The 25,804-nt window shown below is 64.3% G+C and carries 22 protein-coding genes; 12 read left to right on the top strand and 10 right to left on the bottom strand.

The window, feature by feature from the left end:
• Positions 1–225: 225 nt before the first annotated feature.
• A complete protein-coding gene (locus V8683_RS26475; protein ID WP_411193383.1) occupies positions 226–450 on the bottom strand; it encodes a hypothetical protein in 225 nt (74 codons plus the stop codon).
• A gap of 278 nt (positions 451–728) precedes the next feature.
• Entirely contained in the window at positions 729–932 is a 204-nt protein-coding gene (locus V8683_RS26470; RefSeq protein WP_411193384.1) for a cold-shock protein, read from the bottom strand.
• Between the two features lie 1,163 nt (positions 933–2,095).
• On the opposite strand from V8683_RS26470, the gene V8683_RS26465 reads away from it, so the two are divergent.
• Positions 2,096–2,671: a TetR/AcrR family transcriptional regulator gene (locus tag V8683_RS26465; protein ID WP_411193385.1), complete on the top strand. Its 576-nt coding sequence runs from the start codon at positions 2,096–2,098 to the stop codon at positions 2,669–2,671.
• Between the two features lie 122 nt (positions 2,672–2,793).
• Positions 2,794–3,888 carry a 3-phosphoserine/phosphohydroxythreonine transaminase gene (gene serC, locus V8683_RS26460; RefSeq protein WP_411193386.1) on the top strand — a complete coding sequence of 365 codons (1,095 nt, stop codon included), beginning with the start codon at positions 2,794–2,796 and terminating at the stop codon, positions 3,886–3,888.
• Between the two features lie 137 nt (positions 3,889–4,025).
• Here serC and V8683_RS26455 read toward each other — a convergent pair whose 3' ends face one another.
• The 4 genes from V8683_RS26455 to V8683_RS26440 all read right to left on the bottom strand — a co-directional run bounded on the left by V8683_RS26455 (position 4,026) and on the right by V8683_RS26440 (position 10,152).
• Positions 4,026–5,393, bottom strand: coding sequence for a sigma-54-dependent transcriptional regulator (locus tag V8683_RS26455; RefSeq protein WP_411193387.1), 1,368 nt, complete (start codon positions 5,391–5,393; stop codon positions 4,026–4,028).
• Positions 5,383–7,278: an ATP-binding protein gene (locus tag V8683_RS26450; protein ID WP_411193388.1), complete on the bottom strand. Its 1,896-nt coding sequence runs from the start codon at positions 7,276–7,278 to the stop codon at positions 5,383–5,385. The genes V8683_RS26455 and V8683_RS26450 overlap by 11 nt, the downstream gene beginning before the upstream one ends.
• Positions 7,279–7,345: 67 nt before the next feature.
• A complete protein-coding gene (locus V8683_RS26445; protein WP_411193580.1) occupies positions 7,346–8,674 on the bottom strand; it encodes a 2-hydroxycarboxylate transporter family protein in 1,329 nt (442 codons plus the stop codon).
• Positions 8,675–8,925: 251 nt separating this feature from the next.
• Complete coding sequence (locus V8683_RS26440) at positions 8,926–10,152, bottom strand: Gfo/Idh/MocA family protein (RefSeq protein ID WP_411193389.1); 1,227 nt, start codon at positions 10,150–10,152, stop codon at positions 8,926–8,928.
• Positions 10,153–10,343: 191 nt separating this feature from the next.
• Here V8683_RS26440 and V8683_RS26435 point away from each other — a divergent pair, with 191 nt between their 5' ends.
• Both V8683_RS26435 and V8683_RS26430 read left to right on the top strand, forming a co-directional pair.
• A complete protein-coding gene (locus V8683_RS26435) occupies positions 10,344–11,255 on the top strand; it encodes a LysR family transcriptional regulator (RefSeq protein WP_411193390.1) in 912 nt (303 codons plus the stop codon).
• Between the two features lie 95 nt (positions 11,256–11,350).
• Entirely contained in the window at positions 11,351–12,223 is an 873-nt protein-coding gene (locus V8683_RS26430; RefSeq protein ID WP_411193391.1) for a class I SAM-dependent methyltransferase, read from the top strand.
• Between the two features lie 44 nt (positions 12,224–12,267).
• Here the strand turns inward: V8683_RS26430 and V8683_RS26425 are convergent, their stop codons facing one another.
• Positions 12,268–12,636 (bottom strand): hypothetical protein, encoded by a 369-nt coding sequence (locus V8683_RS26425; protein ID WP_411193392.1) that lies wholly within the window; start codon positions 12,634–12,636, stop codon positions 12,268–12,270.
• A gap of 195 nt (positions 12,637–12,831) precedes the next feature.
• On the opposite strand from V8683_RS26425, the gene V8683_RS26420 reads away from it, so the two are divergent.
• Both V8683_RS26420 and V8683_RS26415 read left to right on the top strand, forming a co-directional pair.
• Entirely contained in the window at positions 12,832–14,487 is a 1,656-nt protein-coding gene (locus V8683_RS26420; protein WP_411193393.1) for an acyl-CoA dehydrogenase family protein, read from the top strand.
• A gap of 2 nt (positions 14,488–14,489) precedes the next feature.
• Positions 14,490–16,034: a class I adenylate-forming enzyme family protein gene (locus tag V8683_RS26415; RefSeq protein WP_411193394.1), complete on the top strand. Its 1,545-nt coding sequence runs from the start codon at positions 14,490–14,492 to the stop codon at positions 16,032–16,034.
• Between the two features lie 45 nt (positions 16,035–16,079).
• Here V8683_RS26415 and V8683_RS26410 read toward each other — a convergent pair whose 3' ends face one another.
• Positions 16,080–16,505 (bottom strand): VOC family protein, encoded by a 426-nt coding sequence (locus V8683_RS26410; protein WP_411193395.1) that lies wholly within the window; start codon positions 16,503–16,505, stop codon positions 16,080–16,082.
• 93 nt (positions 16,506–16,598) lie between these two features.
• Between V8683_RS26410 and V8683_RS26405 the strand changes: the two genes are divergently transcribed.
• Both V8683_RS26405 and V8683_RS26400 read left to right on the top strand, forming a co-directional pair.
• On the top strand, positions 16,599–17,528 hold the full coding sequence (locus tag V8683_RS26405; protein WP_411193396.1) for a LysR family transcriptional regulator: 930 nt from the start codon (positions 16,599–16,601) through the stop codon (positions 17,526–17,528).
• 10 nt (positions 17,529–17,538) lie between these two features.
• Positions 17,539–17,799: a hypothetical protein gene (locus V8683_RS26400; RefSeq protein WP_411193397.1), complete on the top strand. Its 261-nt coding sequence runs from the start codon at positions 17,539–17,541 to the stop codon at positions 17,797–17,799.
• Positions 17,800–17,824: 25 nt separating this feature from the next.
• Here the strand turns inward: V8683_RS26400 and V8683_RS26395 are convergent, their stop codons facing one another.
• Complete coding sequence (locus tag V8683_RS26395) at positions 17,825–18,763, bottom strand: LysR family transcriptional regulator (RefSeq protein WP_411193398.1); 939 nt, start codon at positions 18,761–18,763, stop codon at positions 17,825–17,827.
• A gap of 82 nt (positions 18,764–18,845) precedes the next feature.
• Positions 18,846–20,291, bottom strand: a complete 1,446-nt coding sequence (locus V8683_RS26390) for a purine-cytosine permease family protein (protein WP_411193399.1) — start codon at positions 20,289–20,291, stop codon at positions 18,846–18,848.
• Positions 20,292–20,681: 390 nt separating this feature from the next.
• Between V8683_RS26390 and V8683_RS26385 the strand changes: the two genes are divergently transcribed.
• The 4 genes from V8683_RS26385 (at position 20,682) to V8683_RS26370 (ending at position 25,719) form a co-directional block, all read left to right on the top strand.
• Positions 20,682–21,830 carry an aromatic ring-hydroxylating oxygenase subunit alpha gene (locus V8683_RS26385; protein WP_411193400.1) on the top strand — a complete coding sequence of 383 codons (1,149 nt, stop codon included), beginning with the start codon at positions 20,682–20,684 and terminating at the stop codon, positions 21,828–21,830.
• 44 nt (positions 21,831–21,874) lie between these two features.
• The gene (locus V8683_RS26380; RefSeq protein ID WP_411193401.1) at positions 21,875–23,335 is read left to right on the top strand and encodes an NAD-dependent succinate-semialdehyde dehydrogenase; all 1,461 of its coding nucleotides are present in this window, start codon (positions 21,875–21,877) and stop codon (positions 23,333–23,335) included.
• 139 nt (positions 23,336–23,474) lie between these two features.
• Positions 23,475–24,437: a PDR/VanB family oxidoreductase gene (locus V8683_RS26375; protein WP_411193402.1), complete on the top strand. Its 963-nt coding sequence runs from the start codon at positions 23,475–23,477 to the stop codon at positions 24,435–24,437.
• Between the two features lie 196 nt (positions 24,438–24,633).
• The gene (locus V8683_RS26370; protein ID WP_411193403.1) at positions 24,634–25,719 is read left to right on the top strand and encodes a PAS domain-containing protein; all 1,086 of its coding nucleotides are present in this window, start codon (positions 24,634–24,636) and stop codon (positions 25,717–25,719) included.
• Positions 25,720–25,804 lie beyond the last annotated feature (85 nt).

The raw sequence follows: 25,804 nt of genomic DNA, 5'->3' as shown, positions 1-25,804 counted from the left end.
TGCTGTGCGAAGCGAACTAATCCCGTATTGTAACCGAAGACCGCCATCTGCCCTGCCACTATCGGCGGGGCCAGAAGGAAAGGAGCGTTGTCAGCTATGTGAGCGGTACCGGTTTTCGGTGCCGGCGATGCGCAGTTCGGGATCCCGCGTGATGTTTGGGCAGGTTTTGTTGCACCCGCCCTGGTGCCTCAGAGGCGTTGGGTGTTTCGAACCGTAGCGTCGTCTTCAACCTCGCGTGTCGACCCAGTTGCGTGCCCATTGGGTCGAGTGCTGTAACGCCTGCTCTTCACTCTTGAAGTAATCGAGCGAATAGAACCAGTAGCGGCCTTCGGCTCGCGCGCTATCGATGCATTCGAGCAGCAGGTTGGACGAAAAACTACCGTCGGGCAAACGATGCGCCGAGGATTGGACGGCATAGCCGTTGTATTGTTGAATTCGTTTGTTTTGCATTTTAATTTTAATGATATTTAAGTGCGCGCGTGCCGTGCGAAAAGTGCAAGGGTGCGCCGATTCAAGGCCATTCGGACCGAATTCCGAAGCCGTCGAAACACGAAAAATGGCGTTGAAGCCTAAGGGAAGAATGAGGCACAACGAGACGTATGGCGCCTGGCAAGCTGCTCAATAAACCGATGCCAGTGAGGAGCGATCGCGCCAACTGAGGGAGGCAAAGCTCCGCGAGGGTGTCGCTGCAACCCGGCATCCGTTGAGGGAGGCCGGGTCCTTCAACCTTACAGCGGCTTGATGTTAGCCGCTTGCAGCCCCTTCGGGCCTTGCTTCGTTTCGAAGCTCACCTTCTGATTTTCAGCCAGCGTCTTGAAGCCTTCGCCCCTGATTTCGGAGAAATGCGCGAACAGGTCGTCGCCGCCCTTGTCCGGGGTGATGAAGCCAAAGCCTTTGCTGTCGTTGAACCACTTGACGGTACCGGTATCCATGAAGAATCCTGGAGAAAAAATACGAAAATTTGCTCTATTAAAGAGAGTGTGAAGCTTCAAGGAGGGAGAGGACAACGAATACCGCCGAGGAGCGAGCAATTGATGAACAGCAATCGAACTTCTTGAACTTCGAGCCGCACATTACCCGCTGGGTGGGCCAGCGTCAATACCTATCTTGTAACTGTTTCACCAGACAGCCAGTTCTGCCGACGGAGCGCGGCGCCTCGCCTGGCTGCGCGCCCTTGTCGGTTCAATCGATTTTCCGGATCCGCTGACGCGCATCGGCGAAACGGGTAGCCTCGGCTCAAAGGCCTCCCGTTGACAGGAGGCGCTTATTTGAGCCGCTACGGCGGACTACCCTGAAGACCGGCACACGCGCCAGTTAGTGCCCATGAGCCTCGCGCCACCGGATACCCTTTCTGCGCGGCTGACCGGCGGTGTCGACGTGGAATCCGGCCGAGACTAAAAAAAGGACTCCTGCGAAAGGCCAGAGATACGTTGCCAGGATGAGGCATAGCAAGCATGCATCCCTTGGGGGGTAGGCATGGAGCGCCCAGAAAAGACACGCCACCGGCGATATCAGCAGACACAGCGCCGACCGATTCAGAAAAGCGGCGACCCTGGCATTCTTGAGCGTCTTGGCTTGCATGCCTGTCTCCATAGGAAATGGCACTGGTACATAGAGTGGCACGGCAGCCAATTCAGGAAAACTTGGTAAATTCCCTGACGTCCGTCCATCTGACGCACAGCTATGAAGCAGGCAACGTAGCCACCCACCCGGTCACGCGGGACGAATTGGTCGCCCTCTTGCAAAACCAAGGCGGATAACTTGAGCGTATGTTCTGAAACGTCTGTTGAGCGTATCGCAATAGCGGCTCGTATTCAGGCCTCGCGGATCGCGATTGGCCAACCGCGCGAGGGCTGCCCCGCGCCATGAACGTCAGGACTGCCAATCCCGATGCAACGTCGCGCACTCCCTTGAGGAGAAGCCGCCAGGCGACGTTGGCGCCGTTTTCAGGGAGCGGCAGACCGATCGCAAGCCAGTGCATCGCCGTGTCTCACGTCTGTTTCGTACCGATATAATATAATCTAGCAATGCTAGATTATCGAGCTTCTGTAACATCGTGTGGCACGTCGGCCGTCCTGGTCGGGGAGAGCGAAGGTTGAGTATCGCGGAGCGGAAAGGCAGGCAACGGGCCGAGCGCGAGGCCCGCATTGTCGCGGCAGCACGCGTGATCGCAGAGCGCGAGGGATGGGATGCCGTAACGGTTCGCCGTCTGGCCGAAGAGATCGAATACAGCCAGCCAGTCCTCTATTCGCATTTCAGGAACAGGGACGCGATTGTTGGCGCAGTTGCAGTGGAGGGTTTCCAGGAGTTCACCGTAGCGCTTCGGGAAGCGGCGCGCGGATCGAGCGGACAACGAAACGCCCTCGAGAATGTCGCCATGGCCTATCTCGACTTTGCGTTACGTTGTCCTGCGCTCTACGAGGCCATGTTTGTCCTCCCGACGAATCTGCGCTTCGCCGAGACGGAAACCCGACCGGAACTGCGAGCCGCTTTCGATGCGCTGGTGGCGGTCGTCACGCCGTTCTGCGTCGATGTCGACGACGTGACCGAGACGTTCTGGGCAGCCCTTCATGGGCTCGTCGAGCTCGAACGTTCAGGCCGAATCAGGCCGGGCGCACGCGGGGAACGTGCCATGCTTGTCGTTCGGGCACTCCTCGTTTCCCGAAACTAGCCCCTGTTTTCCCCTCACCTCGTCGCGTTGGTCGTGATGGCGCTCTGCTACGCTGTCTGCACTTCGTTACTGTCCGGGCGAATGATCGACCGTCCTCGACGGCTGGACTCGACCCACGAACCATGCACGCCAACGCCCTGAATTTCTCCGCCGGTCCCGGTGCGCTGCCTGCCACCGTGCTGGCACAAACGCGCGATTCGATCGTCGCCTTGCCGGAAACAGGCGTTTCGGTGCTGGGCATGAGCCATCGGTCCGACTGGTTCCTCGCGATCCTCGCGGAAGCCGAGCGCAATATCCGCGATCTGCTCGGCCTGTCCGACCGCTACGCGGTGACCTTCCTGCAAGGCGGCAGCAGCCTGTTGTTCGCAACGGTGCCGATGAACTTCGCGACCCCAGGCTACGCGCCGCCCGAGTATGTGAACTCCGGCTACTGGAGCGCTCGCGCGTCCGCCGAAGCGGGCCGAGTAGGCGCGTGCCGCGTCGCCTGGGACGGGCAGCGCACCGGGTTTCGCGAGTTACCGGCGCTGGAGCAGCTAAACGTCGATCGCCGCGCCGCCTATCTCCACTACGTTTCGAACGAGACGATCGAAGGCCTGCAGTTCCCCGTGCCCGCGCACGATGTGCCGGTCCCGCTGATCGCGGACATGTCCTCGGACTTTCTTTCGAAGCCGATCGCCGCGGAGCGCTTTGCGATGATCTACGCGCACGCGCAGAAGAATCTCGGTCCGGCCGGCGTGACGGTCGCGCTGATGGACCGCGAACTGCTTGCGCGCATCCCCGGCGGCCTGCCGCACATCCTCGACTTCCGCACCCAGATCACGCACGGCTCGAACTACAACACGCCGCCCGTGTTCGCCATCTATGTGCTGACGCTGATCACGCGCTGGTTGCGCGACGACATCGGCGGGCTGGCCGCCATGCAGCGCATCAACGAAGCAAAAGCAGCGCGTCTGTACGGCGTGCTCGACGAAATGAGCGACGTCTTGACGGTACACGCAGCGCGGCCTTGGCGCTCGCACATGAATGCCGCGTTCACGTTCGGCGACGCACGGCTCGATCGGGCCTTTATCGAGGCCGCCGCCGCGCGCGGCCTCGTGGGACTCGACGGGCACCGCTCGCTCGGCGGTTTGCGCGCATCGCTCTACAACGCCGTCACGCCGCAGGCCGTCGAGGTGCTCTGCGAGGTCCTGACCGAATTCGCCATGCAGCGGGCCTGAAACACGCTGAACCCGGGAGACGTACTCGCCTCCGACCAGTCCGTCCTCGACCGCGGCCTGCTGCCAAAGATACGACCTCTGCGGCGCACCGTTCCACCCACGCGTTCCAGCGCATGAAACGCGGCATTCGCGTCTATTTAGGCTTCCTTTTCTTCACCCTGCCAATCCCGGGCCGCAAGCTTCAATTGACGGAGCTTGTGATAAAGGGTCTTCTTCGGCATGCCGAGCTCGGCGCTTGCCTCCGCAACGTTTCCGTAATGACGTCGCAGCGCTTCCTCGATCAGCAACCGCTCGAAATGCGCGAGCTGCTCCGGCAGCGTGCCGCCTTTCGTGGCGCCCGCGGCCGTGGCCGCGGAGAGCAGGCTGTCGCCGGTCAGCCCCAGCACGAAGCGATCCGCAACGTTCTGCAGTTCGCGCACATTGCCGGGCCACGCATGGGTCATCAGTTCGGACAACTGCGCAGCCGTCACGACCGGTGCCGCCGTGCCGAAGCGGCGCGCGGCCGCGAGCACGAAGTGCTCGAACAGCAAGGGCACGTCCTCGCGCCGCTCGCGCAACGGCGGCAGTTCGATCTGCGCAACGTTGAGCCGGTACAGCAGATCCTCACGGAAGCGACCGTCGGATGAAAGGTCGACGAGGTCGGCCTTCGAAGCCGCGACAAACCGGCAATCGACGGGAATCAGCTCGTTTGCGCCAAGCCGCTCGATCACGCGCTCCTGCAACACCCGCAGCATCTTGACCTGAAGCGGAACCGGCATCGTCTCGATCTCGTCGAGAAACAGCGTGCCGCCGTTCGCCCACTCGATCTTGCCCACCCGCTTCTTGATCGCACCCGTGAACGCGCCGGTCTCGTGACCGAACAATTCGCTCTCGAACACCTGCTCGGGCAAACCGCCGCAGTTCAGCGCGACGAAATGCGCGTCGCGCCGTCCGCTGAAGTCGTGCAGGCTGCGTGCAATCAGTTCCTTACCGGTGCCGGTCTCGCCGGTGATCAGCACCGACACGGACGTATCCGCAAGCCGCAGGATCTTCTTGCGGACTTCCGCCATCGCCGCCGAGTTGCCCAGCACCAGTGCCTCGATCCCCTGCCGGTTGCGCAGCGACGCGCGCAGCCCCTCGACTTCCCGTGTCAGCCGGCGTTTCTCGACCGCGCGTGCCACCCTGGCGGCGATCACTTCGGACGAAAACGGCTTCTCGATGAAATCGTAGGCGCCCACTCGCATCGCGCCCACCGCCGTCGAAATGTCCGCATGCCCGCTGATCAGCAGAACGGGAATCTGTGCGTCGACCGCCATCACGCGGTCGAGCAGTTGCAGCCCGTCCATGCCGGGCATCCGCACGTCGGACACCACCACGATCGGCGCGCCCGGCGCAATGTCGGCGCACGCATCGGCCGCCGACGCGTAGGCGCTCACCGGAAAGCCTGCCAGCGCGACGGCCTGCTCCACGCCGATCCGGACATTTTCGTCGTCCTCGACCACCAGCACCCGAATCTCATCTTCCATGCTCTGACCTTTGCGGCTCGGCCGCCGCGAATTCGATAGTGAACCTGGCGCCGCCCGCATCGCCACCGCCGTCACCGTTAGCCGCGGCGATCTTCGCGCCGAACCCTTCGACGATACGCGACGTGATCGCAAGCCCAAGCCCGAGACCCTGCCCGCGCGGCTTCGTCGTGACGAACGGCTCGAACAGATGAGCGAGCACTTCCGGCGCGATACCCGGGCCACTATCGGCAATCGTGAAGCGCACATGGCCTGGCGAATCGCCCTCGTTTGCGTCGATCGTGACGATACGCGTGCTCGCGTCGCGAACCGCGTCGAGCGCGTTGCCAAGCAGGTTGACGATGGCCTGCTGAAGCTGGCTCGACTCCGCATACACGGTCGTGCCGAGGGGAATCCGCACTTCGAGCCGTACCCCTTCGTCGCGAATCCGCGACTCGTAGATGAGCCGCGCGTGCGCCACTGCCTCGTCGAGCGACACCGCGACGCGCTCGAACTCAGGCTTGCGCGCGAACGCCTTCAACTCGCCCGTGAGCACCGCCATGCTGTCGACGAGTCGGCCAACACGCTCCAGATTGGCGATTGCCTGCGCGGGCTGATTACGCTCGAAGAACGTGCGCGCGTTGTCACAGAGCGTACGGATCGCGACGAGCGGCTGGTTCAACTCGTGCGTGAGACCCGCCGCCAGTTGGCCGATCACCGCAAGCTTGCCGGCATGCACGACCTCCTGCTGCGTCGCGCGCAGACGCTGCTCGGTGTGCTCGCGTTCGGCGATCTCTTGCTGCATCCTCGCGTTCGCTTCGGTCAGCGCGGCGGTGCGTTGAGCGACCGTCGTTTCGAGCCGATCGTTCGCACTGCGCAACGCTTCCTGCGTCTTGAGCTTTTCCTGAATCGTCCGCCGGCGCTGAACCGCGTAGAGCGCATAGAGCACGGCGATCAGGAACACACCGGTTACGAACGCGAATGCCACGCGCTGCTGCCGCCGTGCGCCTTCGGTATCGAGGAGCACCATGATCGTGTCGTGCCCCTGCGGCGCCGGTCGCGACATCACGAGATAGCGGGCGGTGCGGCCCGCGCGGCGCAGGTCGGGAAACATGCCGAACCACGCGGCGCTGTTCCAGTCGCCCACGCGCCGGTAGCGCAGCGCCTCCACGGTGCGGCCCGCGTATTGCCGCGTCGCCTGAATCTCGCGCTGCTGCTGCGCCGTGATCGCCCGCATGGCGGTGAATTTCCATGCGGGCACGGTCGAGATCACGATCACGCCGTTGCCGTCGACAACCATCGCCGCCTCGCCGGGAATGCGCCACGCCGATTCGAGTTCGTCCACGCTGACCTTGACGGCCACGGCGCCCACCGCCTTGCCGGCGTCGAGCACCGCGTTCGCAAAATACAACCCGGGAATACCGGTGTTCGTGCCGATGCCGAAGAAGCGGCCACTGCCGCGCGCAAGTGCGTCCTGGAAGTACGGACGGTACGACACGTTCGTGCCCACGAAGCTGAGCGACTGGTTCCAGTTGCTCGCGGCAATCACCGAGCCGTGGACATCGATCACGTAGGCCGCGCCGCTGCCGGCGTCGCGATTGGCGGCTTCCAGATACGCATCGACCGTGCGCGACAAGCCGGGTACCGCATTCGGTGACGCCTTCAGCAGCGCGCGCACGCTATCCTGCCGCGCCACGAGCGCGGGCATCATCTCGAAGCGCCCGAGCCCGCTCGTCAGGCTGGCCGAATAAAGATCGAGCCGATGCTCGCCGGTGTCGGCGAGCGCATCGATTGCGCGGTCCCACGCAAACGCGACCGCGGCGGTGGCGGCTCCCACGTACAGCGCGGCGGCCGCCGCCCATCCCCACCACGCGATTCCCTTATAGCGCTTCGGCACGTTTGCCCTCATCGATGCCCTTCGTCGGGTGGCGCGGCTGCGCCGGCGCCGCCATCGCGAGAGTCCCTCCCCATAGGCCTCATCCGCCGAAATGCGCGACCAGGATGAGCGTCACCGTGACGACGATCGCGCCGCCGATACGCGTGGCGATCTGCGCGAACGGCATCAACTGCATCCGGTTGGCAGCGGTCAGGATCGCGACGTCGCCGGTGCCGCCCTGGCCGCTGTGGCAGGCGTTCACGATGGCGGTGTCGATAGGGTACATCTTCATCAGGCGGCCGACCACGAAACCCGTGCCCATCAGCGTCACGACCGTCGCGGCAATCGTCACCACGTTGACGAGCGTGAACGCCGCCATCAGCTTGTCCCACGGTGTCATCGCCACGCCGATCGCGAACAGCAGCGGATAGGTGACCGCCGTCGAGAAGAACCGGTAGACCACGAACGCCCCCTCCTGCAGCGGCGGCGAAACCGCGCGTGCGAGCTTCACGAGCACGGCAAGGAACAGCATGGCGACTGGCGCGGGCAGACCGAACAGCCTGTGCGCCATGAGCCCGATCAGGTAGAGCGTGATCGCCGTGATGCCGGCGGCGGCAATGTGGCCAACGTCGATGTGCACGCGCGACTCCTCGTTCGACGGCGCCATTTCTCCGGTCTCGCCAACCTGCAGCCGGCCATTGCCGGTCAGATGCGGCAAGCGCTTGCCGAGCATGTCGAGCAGGCCGGCAAGAACGATGGCCATGAGGCTGCCGAGCATCACCGGAGGCAACACCTGCGCGAACAGGCCGCCCTGCGCCACGTGCATGATTTCCGAGTAACCGACCGAGAGCGGGATCGCGCCTTCGCCCACGCCGCCTGCCATGATCGGCACGACGATGAAGAGCAGCGTATGTTTGACGCCGAGGCCGAGCGCGGCGCCGACTGCGGTACCGACGATCGTCGCGGCGACCGTACCCGCCGCGAGCGGGATGAAGATCTTCAGGAAGCCCTGGATGAGCACGCGCCGGTCCATGCTCAGAATGCTGCCGACGATGATCGACGCGATGAACAGGTAGAGGAAGTTCGTCTGCTTCGTGAAATCCACCGTCAGTTGCTGCACCGGCTTCGGCAACACGTGGTAGTACGTGAGAGCCGACGGCACGAAGGTCGCGAGGATCGCGGCCGCGCCGATATTGCGCAACAGCGGCAGGCGCTTGCCGAACTCGGCGCAGGTGAAGCCGAAGAAGGCGAGCACCGCGATGGACATCGAGATCTCGCCAGGCACCTTGCCGCTAACCGCAAAACCGGCGATGAGCGCGGCCAGGATCACGTAAATCGGCAGCGGAATGATGCCGATGCGGATTTCCATCAGCTTCCACCAGCCCTCCGGCCAGAAGCGATCCCGGGTGGCGGGGCTCTGATCGGGCAGCGCCGGGGACGAGGCGGATGCGGGCGCACTGTTTCGCACGGAATGTCTCCTTCGTATTCGCGACCGGATCGCATCGCGCTTCCGGAGCTTGTTCTGGCATATGGGAACGACGGCCCCAAGGCCGCCGGACGGCTATAAAGCAGCAGCCATGCCAGCGCTCATCCGCACGGAGAAATAATCCTAACCCGTTGATTTACTTACCCTTCCAAATTGGATCTCTCAGCGGAACACCCATGCCCAGCTCCGAAGATTCAGAATTCGGGCGACAGGCAGGCTGAAATCTCAGCCTGCCGTCCCTTACTTAATGTCGCGCCACTCCCCGGCGCTCGCGCTTTCAACGGCCGCGTCGACGAACGCCAGCCCTTTGACGCCGTCCGAGACACCCGGGAAAGCGGATGCGGTTGTCCTTCGTCGTGCCCGACAATCCGGCTTGCCACCCTGGCCGCGAACTCCGTATAGAGATTGGCGAATGCCTCCAGGTAGCCCTCGGGATGACCGATCGCGATGCGCGTCGAGCGTTGGGCGCCCTCGCTCATCAGCGGGCCGGTGCGCCGCGTGAGGGTCTGCTCGAAGTCCCCCTGCCTTCGGTGAATAAGGCGATTGGGTTCCTCCTGATGCCATTCGAGGCCGCCCTTGTCGCCGTGAATGCGAAAGCTGAGCCCATGTTCCGAGCCGGCGGCGGCATTCGTGACCCAAAGCGAGCCTCGCGCGCCGTTTTCGTAACGCAATAGCGCGGCAACGTAATCGTCGACTTTGCGCCCCGGGATAGCGGACCCCACGTCCGCGCAAATCCGCGTGGCCGTGAGGCCGGTAACGAATGCGCCCAGGTGAAACGCGTGCGTGCCGATGTCCATCAACACCAGCGACTTGCCCGCGCGTGCCGAGTCGGTGCGCCACGCCGCCGGCAACTCGTGCCCGGCCAGGTAGCTCTGCACGTATTGAAGATGGATCTGGCGTATTTCGCCGATTTCGCCCTGCAGCACCATATCGCGCGCCTGTCGAACCATCGGGAAACCCGTATAGCAGTAGGTCACGCAGAATTCGGCGCCGGTGCGCGCCACCTGCCGGGCAATTTCTTCGGCCTGCGGGGTATCGGTTGCGAGAGGCTTGTCGCAAATGACGTGAAACCCCTTCTCCAGGGCCAGCATGCAAACGGCGTGGTGAGAGTCGTTTGGCGTCATGACAGCGACAACGTCGATCTTGTCGGCACGAGTTGCCTCGGTCTCGAGCATTTCCCGCCACGATCCATAGGCCCGCTCTGCCGCCAGGCCGAGTTCCAGCCCGGTGCGCCGCGAACGCTCCGGGTCCGAAGCCAGCGCGCCGGCAACGATATCGTAGTGCCCGTCGAGCCGCGCGGCGATTCGATGGGTCTCCCCGATAAACGAGCCCGGCCCGCCACCCACGAGCCCGAGGCGGATACGTCTGCCCACCTTCCCTGTCATCTTGTTCCTCCTGATTGAGTGCGGGTTCTGCGGCAAAGGTGCGGCCGGCCATACCGCGACCGCTCTTCCGTCATGAAGGATAGCGACAAGGTCGATGCCGGCGACGCCGCAAACCCATCAAAAATCGATCAAGCGGCGGGGACCACGGACCGTTGATCTGGCGACGGCCTTCCGCGCGAAGCGCTCAACCCGGTGATATCGTTCGCCAACACCATCAGGGAAGCTTCGTGGATCGAATCGAACTCTTTCGCGTATTCGCCCGAGTCGTGGAATGCGCAAACTTCACGCGCGCCGCCGACACGCTCGGCCTGCCGCGCTCGTCGGTATCGGCGGCCGTGCAGGAACTGGAGGGACGCATGGGCGCACGGCTCCTGCATCGCACGACCCGCAGCGTCTCGCTCACGCAGGACGGCGCCGCGCTGTACGAGCGCTGCCTGCGTCTCATCGCCGACGTCGAGGACACCGAGAACCTGTTCCGCCAGAGCGCCGTGGGGCCGAGCGGCAAGCTGCGCGTCGACGTGCCGGGCCGCATCGGACGGCTCGTGGTCGCGCCCGCGCTGCCCGTCTTTCTCGATGCGTGGCCGAAGATCGACATCGAACTCGGCAGCACGGACCGCGCCGTGAACTTCGTGGAGGAACGCATCGACTGCGCCCTGCGTGTAGGCCTGCTAAACGATTCGAGCATGATCGCACGGCCGATCGGCAACCTCACGCTCATCAACGTCGCGAGCCCCGCCTATCTCGCGCGCCATGGCACGCCGCGCACGAGCGCCGACCTCGCGACGCACCTGGCCGTGCAATACGCTTCCCCTACCAGCGGACGCATCGCGCCATGGGAATGGCACGACGGCGAAACCGCGCGCACCACGGTCGTGCCGGGCCGCGTCACGGTGAACAATGCCGAGGCGTATATCGCCTGCTGCCTCGCGGGCCTCGGCCTGATCCAGATTCCCGCCTACGACGTGGAAGCGCATCTGCGCGCGGGCGAACTCGTCGAAGTGCTGCCCACGCAGCGCGCCTCACCCATGCCGATGACACTGCTTTATCAGCACCGCCAGCATCTGTCGCGGCGGCTACAGGTTTTCGCCGACTGGCTGGAGGCACTGTTGCGCGAGCGCCTTGAGGCGTTCTCCGCGTGACGTATCGCGGGAACCGGGTCCGTCTGAATTCGCAGTCGTCGGCACTCGACCATAAAAACGCGTATCGTCATGTATCCGAACTTCGCGTCGCGCCCATGAACGCCACCCACCAACGCCTGACCCCCGCGAAATATTCGCTGCCGCGTGCCGTCGCTATCGCCGCGACATTGCTCGCGCTGACGGTAGCGGGCTGCACCGCCCCCTCGCAAGCGTCTTCCCCTGCCACCACGTCGCTCGATGCCGCAATCGGCGGTTCGCAACGCAGCGAACAGGCCAGGGCGCGCGACGTCTATCGCCATCCGAAGGAAACGCTGACGTTCTTCGGCATTGGCCCCACGCAAACGGTCCTGGAGATCGCGCCGGGAGGCGGGTGGTACACGGATATTCTTGCGCCCTGGCTGCACGACGCGGGTCATCTGTACGAAGCCCAATACGTCAGCCCGTCGGCGGAACTGAGCGCCGAGGCGCGCGCGGGCGATGCCGCTTTTTCGCGCAAGCTCGCGGGCAACCCCGCAATCTATGGCAACGTCGTAGTCGGCACCTTGCACGCGGGCGCGTTTACGGGCTTCGATGCCGTCGAGCGGTTCGATTTCGTACTCACGTTTCGAAACATCCATAACTGGATGAAGGATGGCCAGCTCGACGCAAACCTCCGTGCGTTCTATCGCGCGTTGAAGCCGGGTGGAACGCTCGGCGTCGAAGAGCATCGCGCCCGGCCCGGTACGACCGTGCAGCAGATGATCGATACCGGCTACGTGACCGAAGCTTTCGTGATCGAGCATGCGCAGGCAGCCGGTTTCGTACTCGCCGGCCGCAGCGAAATCAACGCCAATGCTCGCGACACGAAGGATTACCCGCACGGCGTGTGGTCCCTGCCGCCGACCTACAAGGGCGGCGACACCGATCGGGCGCGCTATGCCGCGATCGGCGAATCGGATCGCATGACGTTGAAGTTCACCAGGCCTTAGCCGGCGCGCGCCCGGCGCGCAGGCGCCGTTGCGCGGCTGCCGGGTCAAGCCGGCTCTTCGAAGCGGTACAGCCGGTACGCGTGCGGGGCGATCACCGAGAGATAGCCGTGCACCGCCGTGCGAAGCATCCGTCTGATCGCGACGATATCCGGCAGGATCGTTCGGGTCATCAGGGCCTGCGTAACGAGGCCGTGAACGATCGAATGGACGGTGAACGCGGCCTCCGGTGCCGGCGCGCGATCGGGCCATCCGGGCCCGCATGTCAGCGTCTTCTCCCACATCTGCACGAACTCGCGGTAGACGTCCCGATAGATCTCCGCACCCGAAATGCGGCGCTCGAGCAGAAAGAGAGCGCCCCACTGTTCGGGTTCGGCCAGGGGCGCTTCACTCTGGGCATGGATCAGGGCGTCCACTCTCTGCGGCAGCGGCTCGTGCCAGCGCACGCGATTGGGCCGGCCGGCGGCGCTTCGCTGGCGTGGGAGAGGGCGACGGCGGCACGAGGTTTTTCAAATCCGAACACCCTGGCAGAAGGTCGTCCTTACACTTTTCCGTGAATCCGGTGTCGTTGCATCGGCACGAATCGGGGATCACGAAAGGGAGCTTGCGATATGAACTGGAAGACTCACGAAGTCACGAATGTCGTGGCAGACCTGAAAAATTATAACCTCTACAGCAGCGACATCGCCTTGCAGGAAGCGGTGCGCCGCGCCGGCGCGACGGTGCACGAGGCCGAGCTCACCCGCTACGGCGCCCTGCTCGGCGACGAAGCCTCCCTGCGTATGGCCGAAGACGCCCATCACTTCAAACCCGAACTCCACACCTTCGACCGCCAGGGCAATCGCATCGATCGCGTGGAATTTCACCCCGCGTGGCACGGCTTCATGAGCATGGCCCGCGAGCAGAACCTCGTCGCCCAGCCGTTCAACGATCCCCGGCCGGGCGCGTGGGCCGCCTATGCCGCGGGCTTTTCGATGCATGGGCAGATCGAGCCGGGGTCGCAATGTCCGAACTCGATGACCTTCGCCTGCATTCCGGTCCTGCAGAAGGAACCCGAGTTGTTCGAGCAGCTTGCGCCGAAGCTTTATTCGCACACCTACGACGCGCGCGACATTCCGTTCGAACAGAAGTCTTCGATGCTCGTCGGCATGGGCATGACGGAGAAACAGGGTGGTTCGGACGTGCGCGCCAACAGCACGCGCGCCACGCCGTTGCGCGGCGAAGGACGTGGTGCGGAGTACGAAATCACCGGGCACAAATGGTTCTTTTCGGCACCCATGTGCGACGCGCACCTCGTGCTCGCGCGCACGGAGAACGGGCTTTCCTGCTTTTTCGTGCCGCGCTGGCACCCAGACGGCAGCAAGAACGCGATTCATATCCAGCGGCTGAAGGAGAAGGTTGGCAATCGCTCCAATTCGAGCAGCGAGGTCGAATTCCTGGGCGCCTGGGGTCGCATGGTCGGCGAAGAAGGACGCGGCATTCCAACCATCATCGAAATGGCGTCGTACACGCGCCTGAACTGCGTCATGGGCAGCGCCGGTACGATCCGGCAGGCGCTCGTGCAGGCCATCCACTATGCACGCGGCCGCGAGGCATTCGGCAAGCGTCTCGCGGACCAGCCGCTGATGCGCAACGTCCTGGCCGACATGGCGCTGGAAAGCGAGGCCGCGACGCAGTTGATGATGCGGCTGACCGAAGCTTTCGCGCTGGCCGAAGACACCGAAAGCGCGCCGCTTCAGCGCGCCTGGAAACGGATCGTCACACCGGCGGCGAAGTACTGGGTCGCCAAGCGCAGCATCGAACTCGCCGGCGAGGCGATGGAAGTGTTCGGCGGCAACGGCTACATGGACGAGAGCCCGATGGGACGCCTCTATCGCGAAGCACCGGTGATCTCGATCTGGGAAGGTTCGGGCAACGTCATGGCGCTCGACATGTTGCGCGCCGTCGCCCGCGAGCCGGACGCGCTGGGCGCCCTGATCGGCGATCTGGCCACGGTCTGCCGCGACGACGCGCGTTTGCGTCCCCATCTCGAAGCCATTCCGCGTGCCTTGCGGCAAGACGGCGAAACGCTCGAATTCACTGCGCGACGCGAAGCGCAACGCCTGATCCTGCTGATCCAGGCGCGCCTGCTGCGCGAATTCGCGCCCGCCGAGGTCGCGGACGCGTTCATCGCCAGCCGCTTCGACGACCAATGGGGGCGCGTGTTCGGCACACTGCCCGCCGGCGTGAAAGCCGAAGCGATAATCGAGCGCGCCTTTCCGGTCTGACCATGCACATCCTTTCCCTCTTCGAAAGCAATGTGCGCAAATACCCGCACAAGCCGATGCTGCGCTATGCCGGCGCGAGCTACACCTATGCCGCGATCGACGACCTGTCGCGGCGTGCCGCGACGGTTCTCGCGCAGCATGGGGTACGGCACGGCGACCGTGTAGCGCTCATGTGCCTGAACACCCCCGGGTTCGTCATCGCGATGCTGGGCGTGTGGCGTCTCGGCGCGGTCGTCGTTCCCGTCAACCACAAACTGCAGGCGCCTGAGGTCGAATACATACTGGCGCATGCCCGCGCGAGGCTGTGCTTGTTCGATGGCGCGCTGGCCCCTGTCATGGACGCGATCAAAACGCCCGTCGCCAGGATGAGCACCGATAGCGCGGTAGCTGGCGCTGCGTTTCTCGACGCTCTGATCCGCAATCCGAACGGAGATCCAACCAAGGAAGCGCGCCCGTTTTCCGGCGAACCGGGGCAAGAGGACGAGATCGCGGAAATACTCTATACGTCGGGAACGACGGGACGGCCGAAAGGCTGTCTGCTAAGCCATCGCGGCGCGTGCGTCGCGGCATCGACGAGCGCGCTGGCGCTTTCGATGACACGCGACGAGCGCACGCTGATCGCCATGCCGCTCTGGCATTCATCGCCGCTCAACAACTGGATGCTCGGTACGCTACTCGTCGGCGGCACCGTGGTGCTGCTGCGCGAGTACCACCCGCGGCACTTTTTGCAAACCGTTCAGGACGAAGCGGTGACGCTGTATTTCGGCGCGCCGGTCTCCTATCTGCTGCCTCTGCAGATGAGCCTCGACGTCCAGCAGTTCAGGCTCGATTCGGTCCGTGCATGGATCTACGGAGGCGGTCCGATCGGGCCGGACACCGCGAGACGCCTCGCCGAGGTGTATCGAAGCGAGAACTTCTTTCAGGTGTTCGGCATGACCGAGACCGGTCCTTCGGGCACCGTACTGTATCCGGACGAGCAACTCGCCAAGGCCGGATCGATCGGCCGGGTGGCCACGCCTGGCGTGGATCTTCGGCTGGTTCGCAAGGACGGCGGCGACGCGGGCGCAGGCGAAGTGGGAGAGATCTGGCTGAAGGCCGACTCGATGATGCAAGGCTACCTCGATGACGAGGCGGCCACGTCTAGTGCGTTCTGCGAGGGCTGGTATCGTTCCGGCGACCTCGCCCGCCGGGACGAGGACGGCTTTCTGTTCATTGTCGACCGGGAGAAGGACATGATCATTACCGGCGGCGAGAACGTCTACTCGAAGGAGGTGGAAGACGCGTTGCTCGCGCATCCTTCGGTCAAGGACGTGGCGGTCATCGGGCGCCCGCATCCGGAATGGGGCGAAACGGTGGTGGCCGTGGTCGTGCCGCAGGCGGACACACAGGTGGACCCGCAGTCGCTCAGCGAGTTTCTTGCGGCGCGCCTCGCCCGGTACAAGATTCCGCGGGACTATCTCGTCCTGGAGAGCCTGCCTCGCACGCCGACCGGCAAGCTGATGAAGCACGTTGTGCGCGGCATGGCGCAGGCCGCGAAGCGCGCCTGAACCGTCAGGTCCGAATGCGCGCTCCGTCGTACGGCGGCCGCGCACTCACTTCGCGAACAACTGCCCAAGATCCTTGAACGCCTTGAACTCCAGCGCGTTGCCGCAAGGGTCGAGCAGGAACATCGTGGCCTGCTCGCCCACCTGCCCCTGAAAGCGAATGTAAGGCTCGATCACGAACTTCGTGCCGAACTGCCGAAGGCGCTCCGCCAGCGCCTCCCACTGGTCCCAGGGCAGCACGATGCCGAAGTGCGGCACGGGAACGTCGTGGCCGTCCACGGGATTGGTATGCGCATGCTCCTGCGAGGCCGTCCTGGGGTGCTCGTGGATAACGAGCTGATGCCCGTAGAAGTCGAAATCCACCCAGGCGCGGCTGGAGCGGCCCTCGCTCAGCCCGAACACCCGCCCGTAGAAGTCGCGCGCAGCAGCAAGGTCGTAGACCGGAATGGCCAGATGAAACGGGGAAAGACTCATGGTGGGCTCCGGAGGAAATGAAACGATGGTAGACACCCGCGGTCGAAAATAAAATCAATATATAGTTTTCGGACATACAAAGGAAATTTGTGAATGATCCGTGAACTGAAAACGCTGATCGCCGTGGCCCGCGAGGGCACGTTCGCCGCTGCGGGCCAGAAAATCGGCCTCACCCAGGCCGCGGTCAGCGCGCAGATGCAGCGCCTCGAAACCGAACTGGGCTTCGCGCTGTTCGACCGCGAAGGCCGTACGGCCCGGCTGAACGCGCGCGGGCAGCAGATTCTCGTGCAGGCTCAGGAAGTGCTCCGCCTCTATGCCGGCCTCAGCGAAGTCAGCGTGGATCTCACGGTAGCGGTGAGGCTCAACGTCGGTGCAATCGCCTCGGTTCAGCGCGCGTTGCTGCCCGATGCGCTCGCCGAATTCTTCCGCCAGTGCGCGGGAGCGCAGGCACGTGTCGTTCCGGGCCTGTCGTCGGAACTGATCAACATGGTGGACATCGGCGAACTCGATCTCGCCGCCGTCATTCGACCACCATTCGCACTGCAAAGCGATTTGCACTGGACGCCGCTCGCGCACGAACCGTTCCGGCTCGTCGTGCCGCGTGGCACGCGCGGGCGCGACTGGATGGAGCTCGCCACGACGCTGCCGTTCATCCGCTACGACCGCGCATCGTTCGGCGGCCGGCAGGTGGACCGCTTCCTGCTCCGCATGCAACTCACCGTGCGCGAAATCTGCGAGCTCGACGAACTCGATGCGATCGTGCGGCTCGTCGAGAACGGCGTGGGCGCCGCGCTGCTGCCGCAGACCGCCCAGTATCGCCGCTGGCCGGCCGGCGTGCGCGCGGTCGATCTCGGCCATCACACGTTCCATCGCGATATCGGGCTGATCCATCGCGACCCGCGCCAGATGAGCGATGCGGCCAATATCCTCGTGGGCATCGTGGCACGCCATGCGCGGGCGTCGGGTTCGCCGTCGCGCCCGGTGCGCGATCCCACCCCGAAGGCACGCGGGAATTCCGGTTAAACTTGACGTTATGGACAAATGCCGTTACTGCGGAAAAGTTCGTGACGAATGGGACTGCCACGGCCAGGCCTGCCGCACGGCCATTGCGCGGGCGCTGAAGCGTCAGCGCCAGGGGCTGCCGATGGTGGCCAACGTGATCCGCAACGAAATCCCCCCGCACGCCAGCACCGGCGAGGTCATCGCCGTGTTGTCACGCCAGCGCATGCGCGCGCGGCGCGGCAACGAGGAGCGCCGCGAGCGCAAGGAACTCGATGGCGCCGACGGCGATTGACTGCTCCGTCGCTCGCGCTTTTCCGTCATTCGCACGCAGGCTCCTGCCCGCCGGTACCCAGACCGAGCTGGGCAAACGCCTGCTCGAGAAAATCGACACACACCCGCACTTTCGCCGACTGCGCAAGCCGCGCCGGATAGACCGCCCACACGTTGGCCGGCTGCGAGACGCCCGGCAGCACGCGCACAAGCCGCCCGCTATCGAGCAGCGGCGCGACATCCCAGATCGAACGCAGCACGACGCCGCGCCCGGCCAGCGCCCATTGAACGGCCACTTCGCCATGGTTGGTCGAGAGCGGGCCGCGCACCTTCACGGAAACCGTTTCCCCCTTCACGTCGAGCCGCCACACGCCGAACGGATGATCGCGCTCCTTGATTGCGAGGCATGCGTGCGAGGCGAGATCGGCGACCTGTTTGGGTGCGCCGTGCCGTTCGAGATACGCGGGCGCCGCGCATAGCACGCGATGGTTCGACGCGAGACGCTTCGCGATCAGATGCCCGGCAATCTCGTCGCCAATGCGCACGTCGAGGTCGAAACCCTCGCCGGCCACGTCCACGAGCCGGTCGAACACTTCAAGCCTCACGTCGAGCTGCGGGTAGCGGTCCGAGAAGTCCGCCAGCGCGGGCGCAAGACAGGTCCTCCCGAAGCCGAAGCTGCTCGATATGCGCAGCGTGCCGCGCGGTATGCGCCGCGTCGTCGAAACGTCTTCCACGAGATGGTCCACGTCGTCGAGAATTTTCTCCGCCCACGCGTAGACGCGCTCGCCCGCCTCCGTCACAGCGACGCGGCGCGTCGAGCGATGCAGGAGCCGCGTGCCGAGGTTCGCTTCCAGCACCGCTACGCGCTTGCTCACATAGGCCGCCGACGCCGAAAGCGCTTCGGCGGCCGCGCTGAAGCTGGCCTTGCGCGCGACCGTGCAGAAAACGCGCAGGTCGTCGAGTTCGGGTGTGACGGGGACTTTCATCGGGGCGCTCGTGCAGGCCGCGGGGGGCCTGCGTGGTCGTCGAAGACGGTGTGAAACTATAGCCGATCGCGCTCGGCCGGGATCAGTTCAGGCCACGGTCGGCTTCGCGCACGAGCTGGCGCTCCTTCTCGATGTCGAGCGAGCGGCAGGTCCACAGATAGACGAGCGCCGCCACGGGCAGGCCCACGAGCATCGCGATGTCGGTACCGCCCAGCGCGCGGGCCACGGGGCCCGTGTACATGTCCGTCTTGAAGAACGGAATCATCGCGACGAAGCCCACGGCGTAGGCGGTCAGGCCGCGCCAGTTCCAGCGCCCGTAAATACCGCGCGGATTGAAAATCTCCCGCACGGAGTAGTGCGAGTGACGCACGATGAAGAAGTCGACCAGATTGATGGCAGTCCACGGCGTGAACAGATAGCCGAGTATGCCGAGGAAGTCGCCGAACTTGTCCATGAAGTGATCGGACGCGGAGAACGCCAGCGAAGTCGCGACGATCGCCACCACGAGCAGGCTCACGATACGCTTGGCCGCATTCGACTTGACCGGCCTGAACGAGTCCGTGATGCTGAGCAGCGTGAGCGACGCGCCGTAGAAGTTCAGACCCGTGATCGCCAGCAAGCCCAGCAGCGAGAGCAGCAGCGTAACCGTGCCGAAGCCGGGGAAAATGGCGTCGCCCGCCTGCTGCACGGCGTTCGAAATGTCGATCTTCACGTTGAACGCCGCCGCGGCGGTACCCACGAGCATCATCCACACGCCGCCGATCAGCGCGCCGAGGAAGGTCCACCAGAAGGTTGCGCGCACACCGGTAGTGGGCGGCAGATATCGGGAGTAATCCGAAACGTAGATCGACCACGACAACTGATAGGCAGCGGCCGAGAAGAGCTGCACGAGGAACGGCGTCGTCTTGAAGCCGGCGAAGCTCAACTGGCCGGCCGGAAACGGCACCTTCACGCAGACGCCGATGCTAAAGACCGTGAGCGCGGCGAGCAGCGCAAAGGCCAGCCAGCGCTGCGCCTTGTGTATCAGGTCATAGCCGAACACCGCGAGCGCGACGGCGATCACGGTGAAGACGATATAGCTCAGATGGGGCTCGGTGCCGAGCAACTGATGGGCGGTTTGCCCCGCCATGAGCTGGTTGAACGAGTTGTAGCCCACGTAGGTGACGAGCGCGACCACCCAGACGAGCAGCGCGCCCATATAGCCGAACTGCGGCCGCGACTGGATCATCTGCGGCAAGCCCAATTGCGGCCCCTGGCTCGAATGGAACGCCATGAAGAACGTGCCCAGCACGTTGCCGAGCACCACCGCAATCGCGCTCCATAGCAGATTGCCGCCCATGCTGACGCCGATCGCGCCGGCGGCGATCGTGGCCAGATTCGCGTCGCCCGTAAACCAGACGGGCCACAGGTGCCAGGCTTTGCCCTTTCGTTCGGCAAGCGGCACGTAATCGATCGAGCGCGACTCGATCCGGGATTTAGCGCGCACAGGCTCGTTGGCAAGCGCGTCGGCAATGGCCTCGTGTGACATGTCTCCTCCAGATGCGGGGTGGCGGCGCGCGGGTGCGCCAGACCACCTGCGACGCCGGACCGGTGCAGGAATACCCCGCTTCGACCGCGGCGAAGTTAGCTTAAGGTTAACGATGAACTATCAGTTAACAATGCTACGCAACTTCGAAGCAGACGGCTCACTATCGCATCCTCCTATTGACTCATCCCGGAAAATCACGTCGCCTTGAGCCAGAACAAGCGGGCGGGGTGATCGAACACAAGAATAGCCAATATGCATCGATCTACCCCACTAAATTCATGCTAGTCAAGGGATAACCCCGATCCCCCTCGGCCCATAGTTCGCCTATATTCTCGTTAACCTTTGGTTTTATAGTAACTATCAGTTAATCTTTCTGAGTGGCGGACCCCTATGACCTACCTTCCCATCGAATTCCACAAGCAATCCGAACTGCCGAAGCTCCCGGCCGACTTCTGCTCGAACCCGAATCTCGCCTGGACCATCCCCGCGAGCTACTACACCGCCGAGTCGGTCTACAAGGTCGAAGAAAAGAAGATCTTCGAAAACGCGTGGATCTGCGTCGGGCACCGTAGCGAGCTCGCCGAAGCGAACGCTTACATCACTCGCGAAATCATTGGGGAAAGCATCCTGGTCGTGCGCGGCAAGGACAAGGTGCTGCGCGCGTTCTACAACGTCTGCCCGCACCGCGGCCACCAGTTGCTGGAAGGCAACGGCAAGGCGAAGAACGTGATCACCTGCCCGTATCACGCCTGGGCGTTCAAGCTCGACGGCGCACTGGCGCACGCCAACAACTGCGACCACGTGGAAGCATTCGACAAGGAAAACTCGTCGCTCGTCCCGGTGCGCGTGGAGGAGTATGCGGGCTTCGTGTTCATCAACCTGAATCCGGACGCCGGCAACGTTGAATCGCAACTGCCCGGCCTCGAAGCGAGCATGCGCGAAGCCTGCCCCGTCATCGACGACCTCAAGCTCGCCGCGCGCTTCGTCACCGAAACGCCGGCCAACTGGAAGTCGATTGTCGACAACTACCTCGAGTGCTATCACTGCGGTCCCGCGCACCCCGGCTTCTCCGACTCGGTGCGGGTCGACAAATACACGCATACGCTGCACGGCAACTGGACGGTCCAGTTCGGTCATGCGCAGTCGTCGGAGCGCTCGTTCAAGCTCGATCCTTCGATCACGGACCCGTCGTTCCACGGCTACTGGGCCTGGCCCTGCACGATGTTCAACGTGCCGCCCGGCAGCAACTTCATGACCGTGATCTACGAGTTCCCCGTGAACGCCGAAGTCACGCTACAGCACTACGACATCTACTTCCTCAACGAAGAGCCCACCGAAGAGCAGCAGAAGCTGATCGAGTGGTATCGCACCGTGTTCCGTCCGGAAGATCTGCGTCTCGTGGAAAGCGTGCAAAAGGGCCTCAAGTCGCGCGGCTATCGCGGCCAGGGCCGCATCATGGTCGACCCGCAGCGCAGCGGCATCAGCGAGCACGGCATCGCCCATTTCCACAACCTGATCGCGCAGTACTACCAGGACTGAAGCACGCTGACCCAAGGCCTGTTCACATCAGGGAGAACGACTGCATGACTTCGCTGCAACAACCCGGCCTGCTGCGCCAGCAGGCCTATATCGACGGGCAGTGGCGCGACGCCGAAGACGGCGCCACGCTCGACGTCCACAACCCCTCCACCGGCGAATGGCTCGCCCGCGTGCCGAACATGGGCGCCGGCGAGGCGCGCGCCGCCATCGAGGCAGCGCACCGCGCCTTCCCGGCCTGGCGCGCGCTCACGGCGAAGGAGCGCGCACGGCTTCTGCGCACCTGGTTCGACCTCGTAATGGGCAACCAGACCGAACTGGCCACGCTGATGACCCGCGAGCAAGGCAAGCCGCTCGCCGAAGCGAAGGGCGAGATCGCCTACGCCGCGTCCTTCATCGAATGGTTCGCCGAACAGGCCAAGCGCATTGACGGCGACGTGATCCCCAGCCCGAACCCCGATCAGCGTCTCGTCGTGACGCGCGAGCCGGTGGGCGTCTGCGCGGCCATCACGCCGTGGAATTTCCCGGCCGCCATGATCACCCGCAAGGCGGCGCCCGCGCTCGCCGCGGGCTGCACCATCGTCATCAAGCCGGCCAACGAAACGCCGCTCTCCGCGTTCGCGCTCGCCGCCCTCGCGGAACAGGCCGGCATTCCGCCGGGCGTGATCAACGTCGTGACCGGCAAGTCGCGCGAGATCGGCCTAGAAATGACGAGCAGCCCGCTCGTCAAGAAGCTCACGTTTACGGGCTCGACGGAAGTGGGGCGCCTGCTCATGCGCCAGTGCTCGGATACGGTCAAGAAGGTCTCGCTCGAACTCGGCGGCAACGCGCCCTTCATCGTCTTCGACGACGCGGACCTCGACGCCGCCATCGACGGCGCCCTGCTCTCGAAGTATCGCAACGCGGGCCAGACTTGCGTCTGCGCCAACCGCTTCTTCGTGCACGACAGCGTGTACGACGAGTTCTGCCGGCGGCTGGCTTCGCGCGTGGAAGCGTTCAACGTGGGCGACGGCTTTGCCGAAGGCGTGAACGTAGGACCACTGATCAACGAAGCGGCACGCGAGAAGGTTGACGGTCTCGTGCGCGACGCCGTGGCGCAAGGCGCGCGCGTGCTCGCGGGCGGGTCGGCGCATGCGCGCGGCGGCAACTTCTACGCACCCACCGTGCTCGCCGACGCGAAGCCCGGGATGGCCGTGCTCAGCGAAGAGATCTTCGGACCGGTCGCGCCCATCGTGCGCTTCTCGGACGACGCCGAAGTGGTCAGGCTTGCGAACGATTCGATCTACGGTCTCGCCGCCTATTTCTACAGCCGCGATATCGGCCGCATCTGGCGCGTCGCCGAGCAGCTCGAATACGGCATCGTCGGCATCAACACGGGCCTGATCTCGAACGAGGTGGCGCCGTTCGGCGGCGTCAAGCAGTCGGGCGTCGGGCGCGAAGGCTCGAAGTACGGCATCGAAGACTATCTGTCGATCAAGTACCTCTGCATGGCCGGCGTGGCGAGCTGAGTGACCCACTGAGCCGCCAGCGGATGCGGCCCGCGCCGCATCCGCGCTTCAGGAATCCAGAACAACCATTACCGGGGCATCTGTCGCGCACCTCATGTGGCATGCGTGCGCCGCCCGGCCCGCGGTCAAGGAAAGCATCATGAACGCCCGCGAATCGATCACCGTCGAAGTCGTCGCCATCGAGCCGCTCACGCCGCTCATCAAGCGCTTCACGCTTGCGCTGCCGGACGGCGCGCCCCTGCCGCCGTTTACCGGCGGCGCCCACGTGCTCGTCTCGATGCAAGACGGCGCCACGTGGCATCACAACGCCTACTCGCTCCTCAGCTCGCCGCACGATACGCGCCGCTACCAGATCGCCGTGCGCCGCGAAGAGGCGTCGCGCGGCGGCTCCGCATTCATGCACGACAAGGTCGAGGTGGGCAGCCGGCTGGCGATCGGTTCGCCCGCCAATCTGTTCGAACTCGCACCTAACGCGCGCCATCATGTGTTCATTGCAGGCGGCATCGGCATCACACCGTTCCTCGCACAACTGGCCGAGCATGCCCCCGGCGCGCACGAGCTGGAGCTGCACTACGCCTACCGCAGCCCCGAGCACGGCGCATTCGTGGACGAACTCAGGCAAGGCCCGCATGCGGCCAACGTGCATTGCTACGCGGACAGCGAGGGCCAGCGCCTCGACCTGCTCAAGCTGTTCAAGAGTCTGCCGTCCGACGCGCACGTCTATGTGTGCGGCCCGCAAGGCCTGAACGACGCGGTCTACGCGAACGCCGCCCTGCTCGGCTGGCCGAAGGCGCAGCTCCATTCGGAACAGTTCGCGGCCACGGACACGGCCGGCAAGGCCTTCACCGTGGTGCTCGCGAAGTCGGGCCTCGAATTGACGGTCGGCGAAGACGAAACCATCCTCAAGGCCATCGAACGCGCCGGGGTGACGGTCGAGTCGCTGTGCCGCGAGGGCGTATGCGGCACCTGCGAGGTCGCGATCCTCGAAGGCGAAGCCGATCACCGCGACCAGTATCTCGACGACGACGAAAAGGCCGCGCAGAAGACGATCCTGCTGTGCGTTTCGCGCTCGCGCACGCCGCGGCTCGTGATCGACCTCTAGGGCGGCGGGGTCGCCGATCCGTTAAACTACGGCGAGTCGCGTTCGGACCCTGTCCGAGCTGTGCGGTTCGTCCATCATCGGCGGCTCATCGGCAACTCATCGGCGGCATACGTCCGGCCCGATCGGCGGCCAGGCGCGTAGGCCGCCGTTTCTGCTTTTTTCGCTCGACCGCGCGATCCGTCATAAAGGGAATTGGATGTCCGAGGAAACGTTCGCGTTCCGTCTCAAGGTACTGCTCGAGCACAAGAAGTTGAGTCTGCAGCAGGTGGCCGACGCCGTCGGCATTTCGCGTCCCGCGGTCCACAAATGGACGCGCGGGGGAGAGATCGACTATTCGAACCTGCGCCGCCTTGCCGCGTTCCTCGACGTGAACTGGGTCTGGCTGCGCTACGGCGACGACGCCGTGACCGATCTTGGCCTGGGCGGCAAGACCGAGCTTCCGATGACCGACCTGCGCCGGCGCCATACGGCCGAAATCGTGTCGAACGAAGCGCGCATGAAGCAGGCGCAGGAAGCGGCGGGCATCGTGACATGGGAATGGAATCTTGTTACCGACGAGCTGATCTATTCGAGCAACTGCTCAAGGCTCTACGGACGCGAGATCCGCACCAACGACGAGTTCTGGGAGATCCTGCATCCGGAAGACGCGCTCTGGCTCAATGCGGAAGCGCTGAAGGAAGTCGTGGAGAGCCATACCCCGCGCACGTGGGACTTCCGCATCATCTGGCCGGACGGCCAGATCCGCTGGATCGAATCGCGTCTGGCCACCCTGTTCGACGACGCCGGGCGTCCCGTGCGCGTAGTGGGGACGACCATCGACATCAGCACGCGCAAGGAAGCGGAATGCGCGCTGGAGCGGCGCGTGCTGCTGCTGAACGACGCCGAGCGCATGGCGGGATTCGGCGCCTGGCGCTGGCTGCGCAACCAGGACGAACTGCTGGTCTCGGACGAATGGTGCCGCCTGTTCGGCATCGCGCCCGCGGCGGGGCCGCGTCATTATGCAGATCTTACGAAGCATATTCATCCCGATGATCGCGCCGCGCGCAATGCGGCTGTGGATGAGGCGATTGCCGGTCGTACCGATTACCGTGTGCTCTATCGCGCTTCGCTGCCGGACGATACCTGGCGGCTCGTGGTCGAACAAGGGCAGGCGCGTGTCTCGCCGCATGGGGATGATCTTTGGCTTACTGCGCTTTGTCGGGCGGCGCAGCCGGCAGATATGGCGGCTGTTGTGCAGCCTGTTGTGGATGACCCAACTGCTATTGTTGCCGTGCGGCCTTGATGTTTGGTTCGCAGTTCTTGTGCTGTTTTGGCGTTTCCTTGTGTTCGTGGTGGTTTGCCAGGGTTGCCCCTGTGCGGGGCGGCAC

The organism is Paraburkholderia sp. AV2 (assembly GCF_054968425.1).
This window is presented reverse-complemented; position numbering and strand designations above follow the sequence as displayed.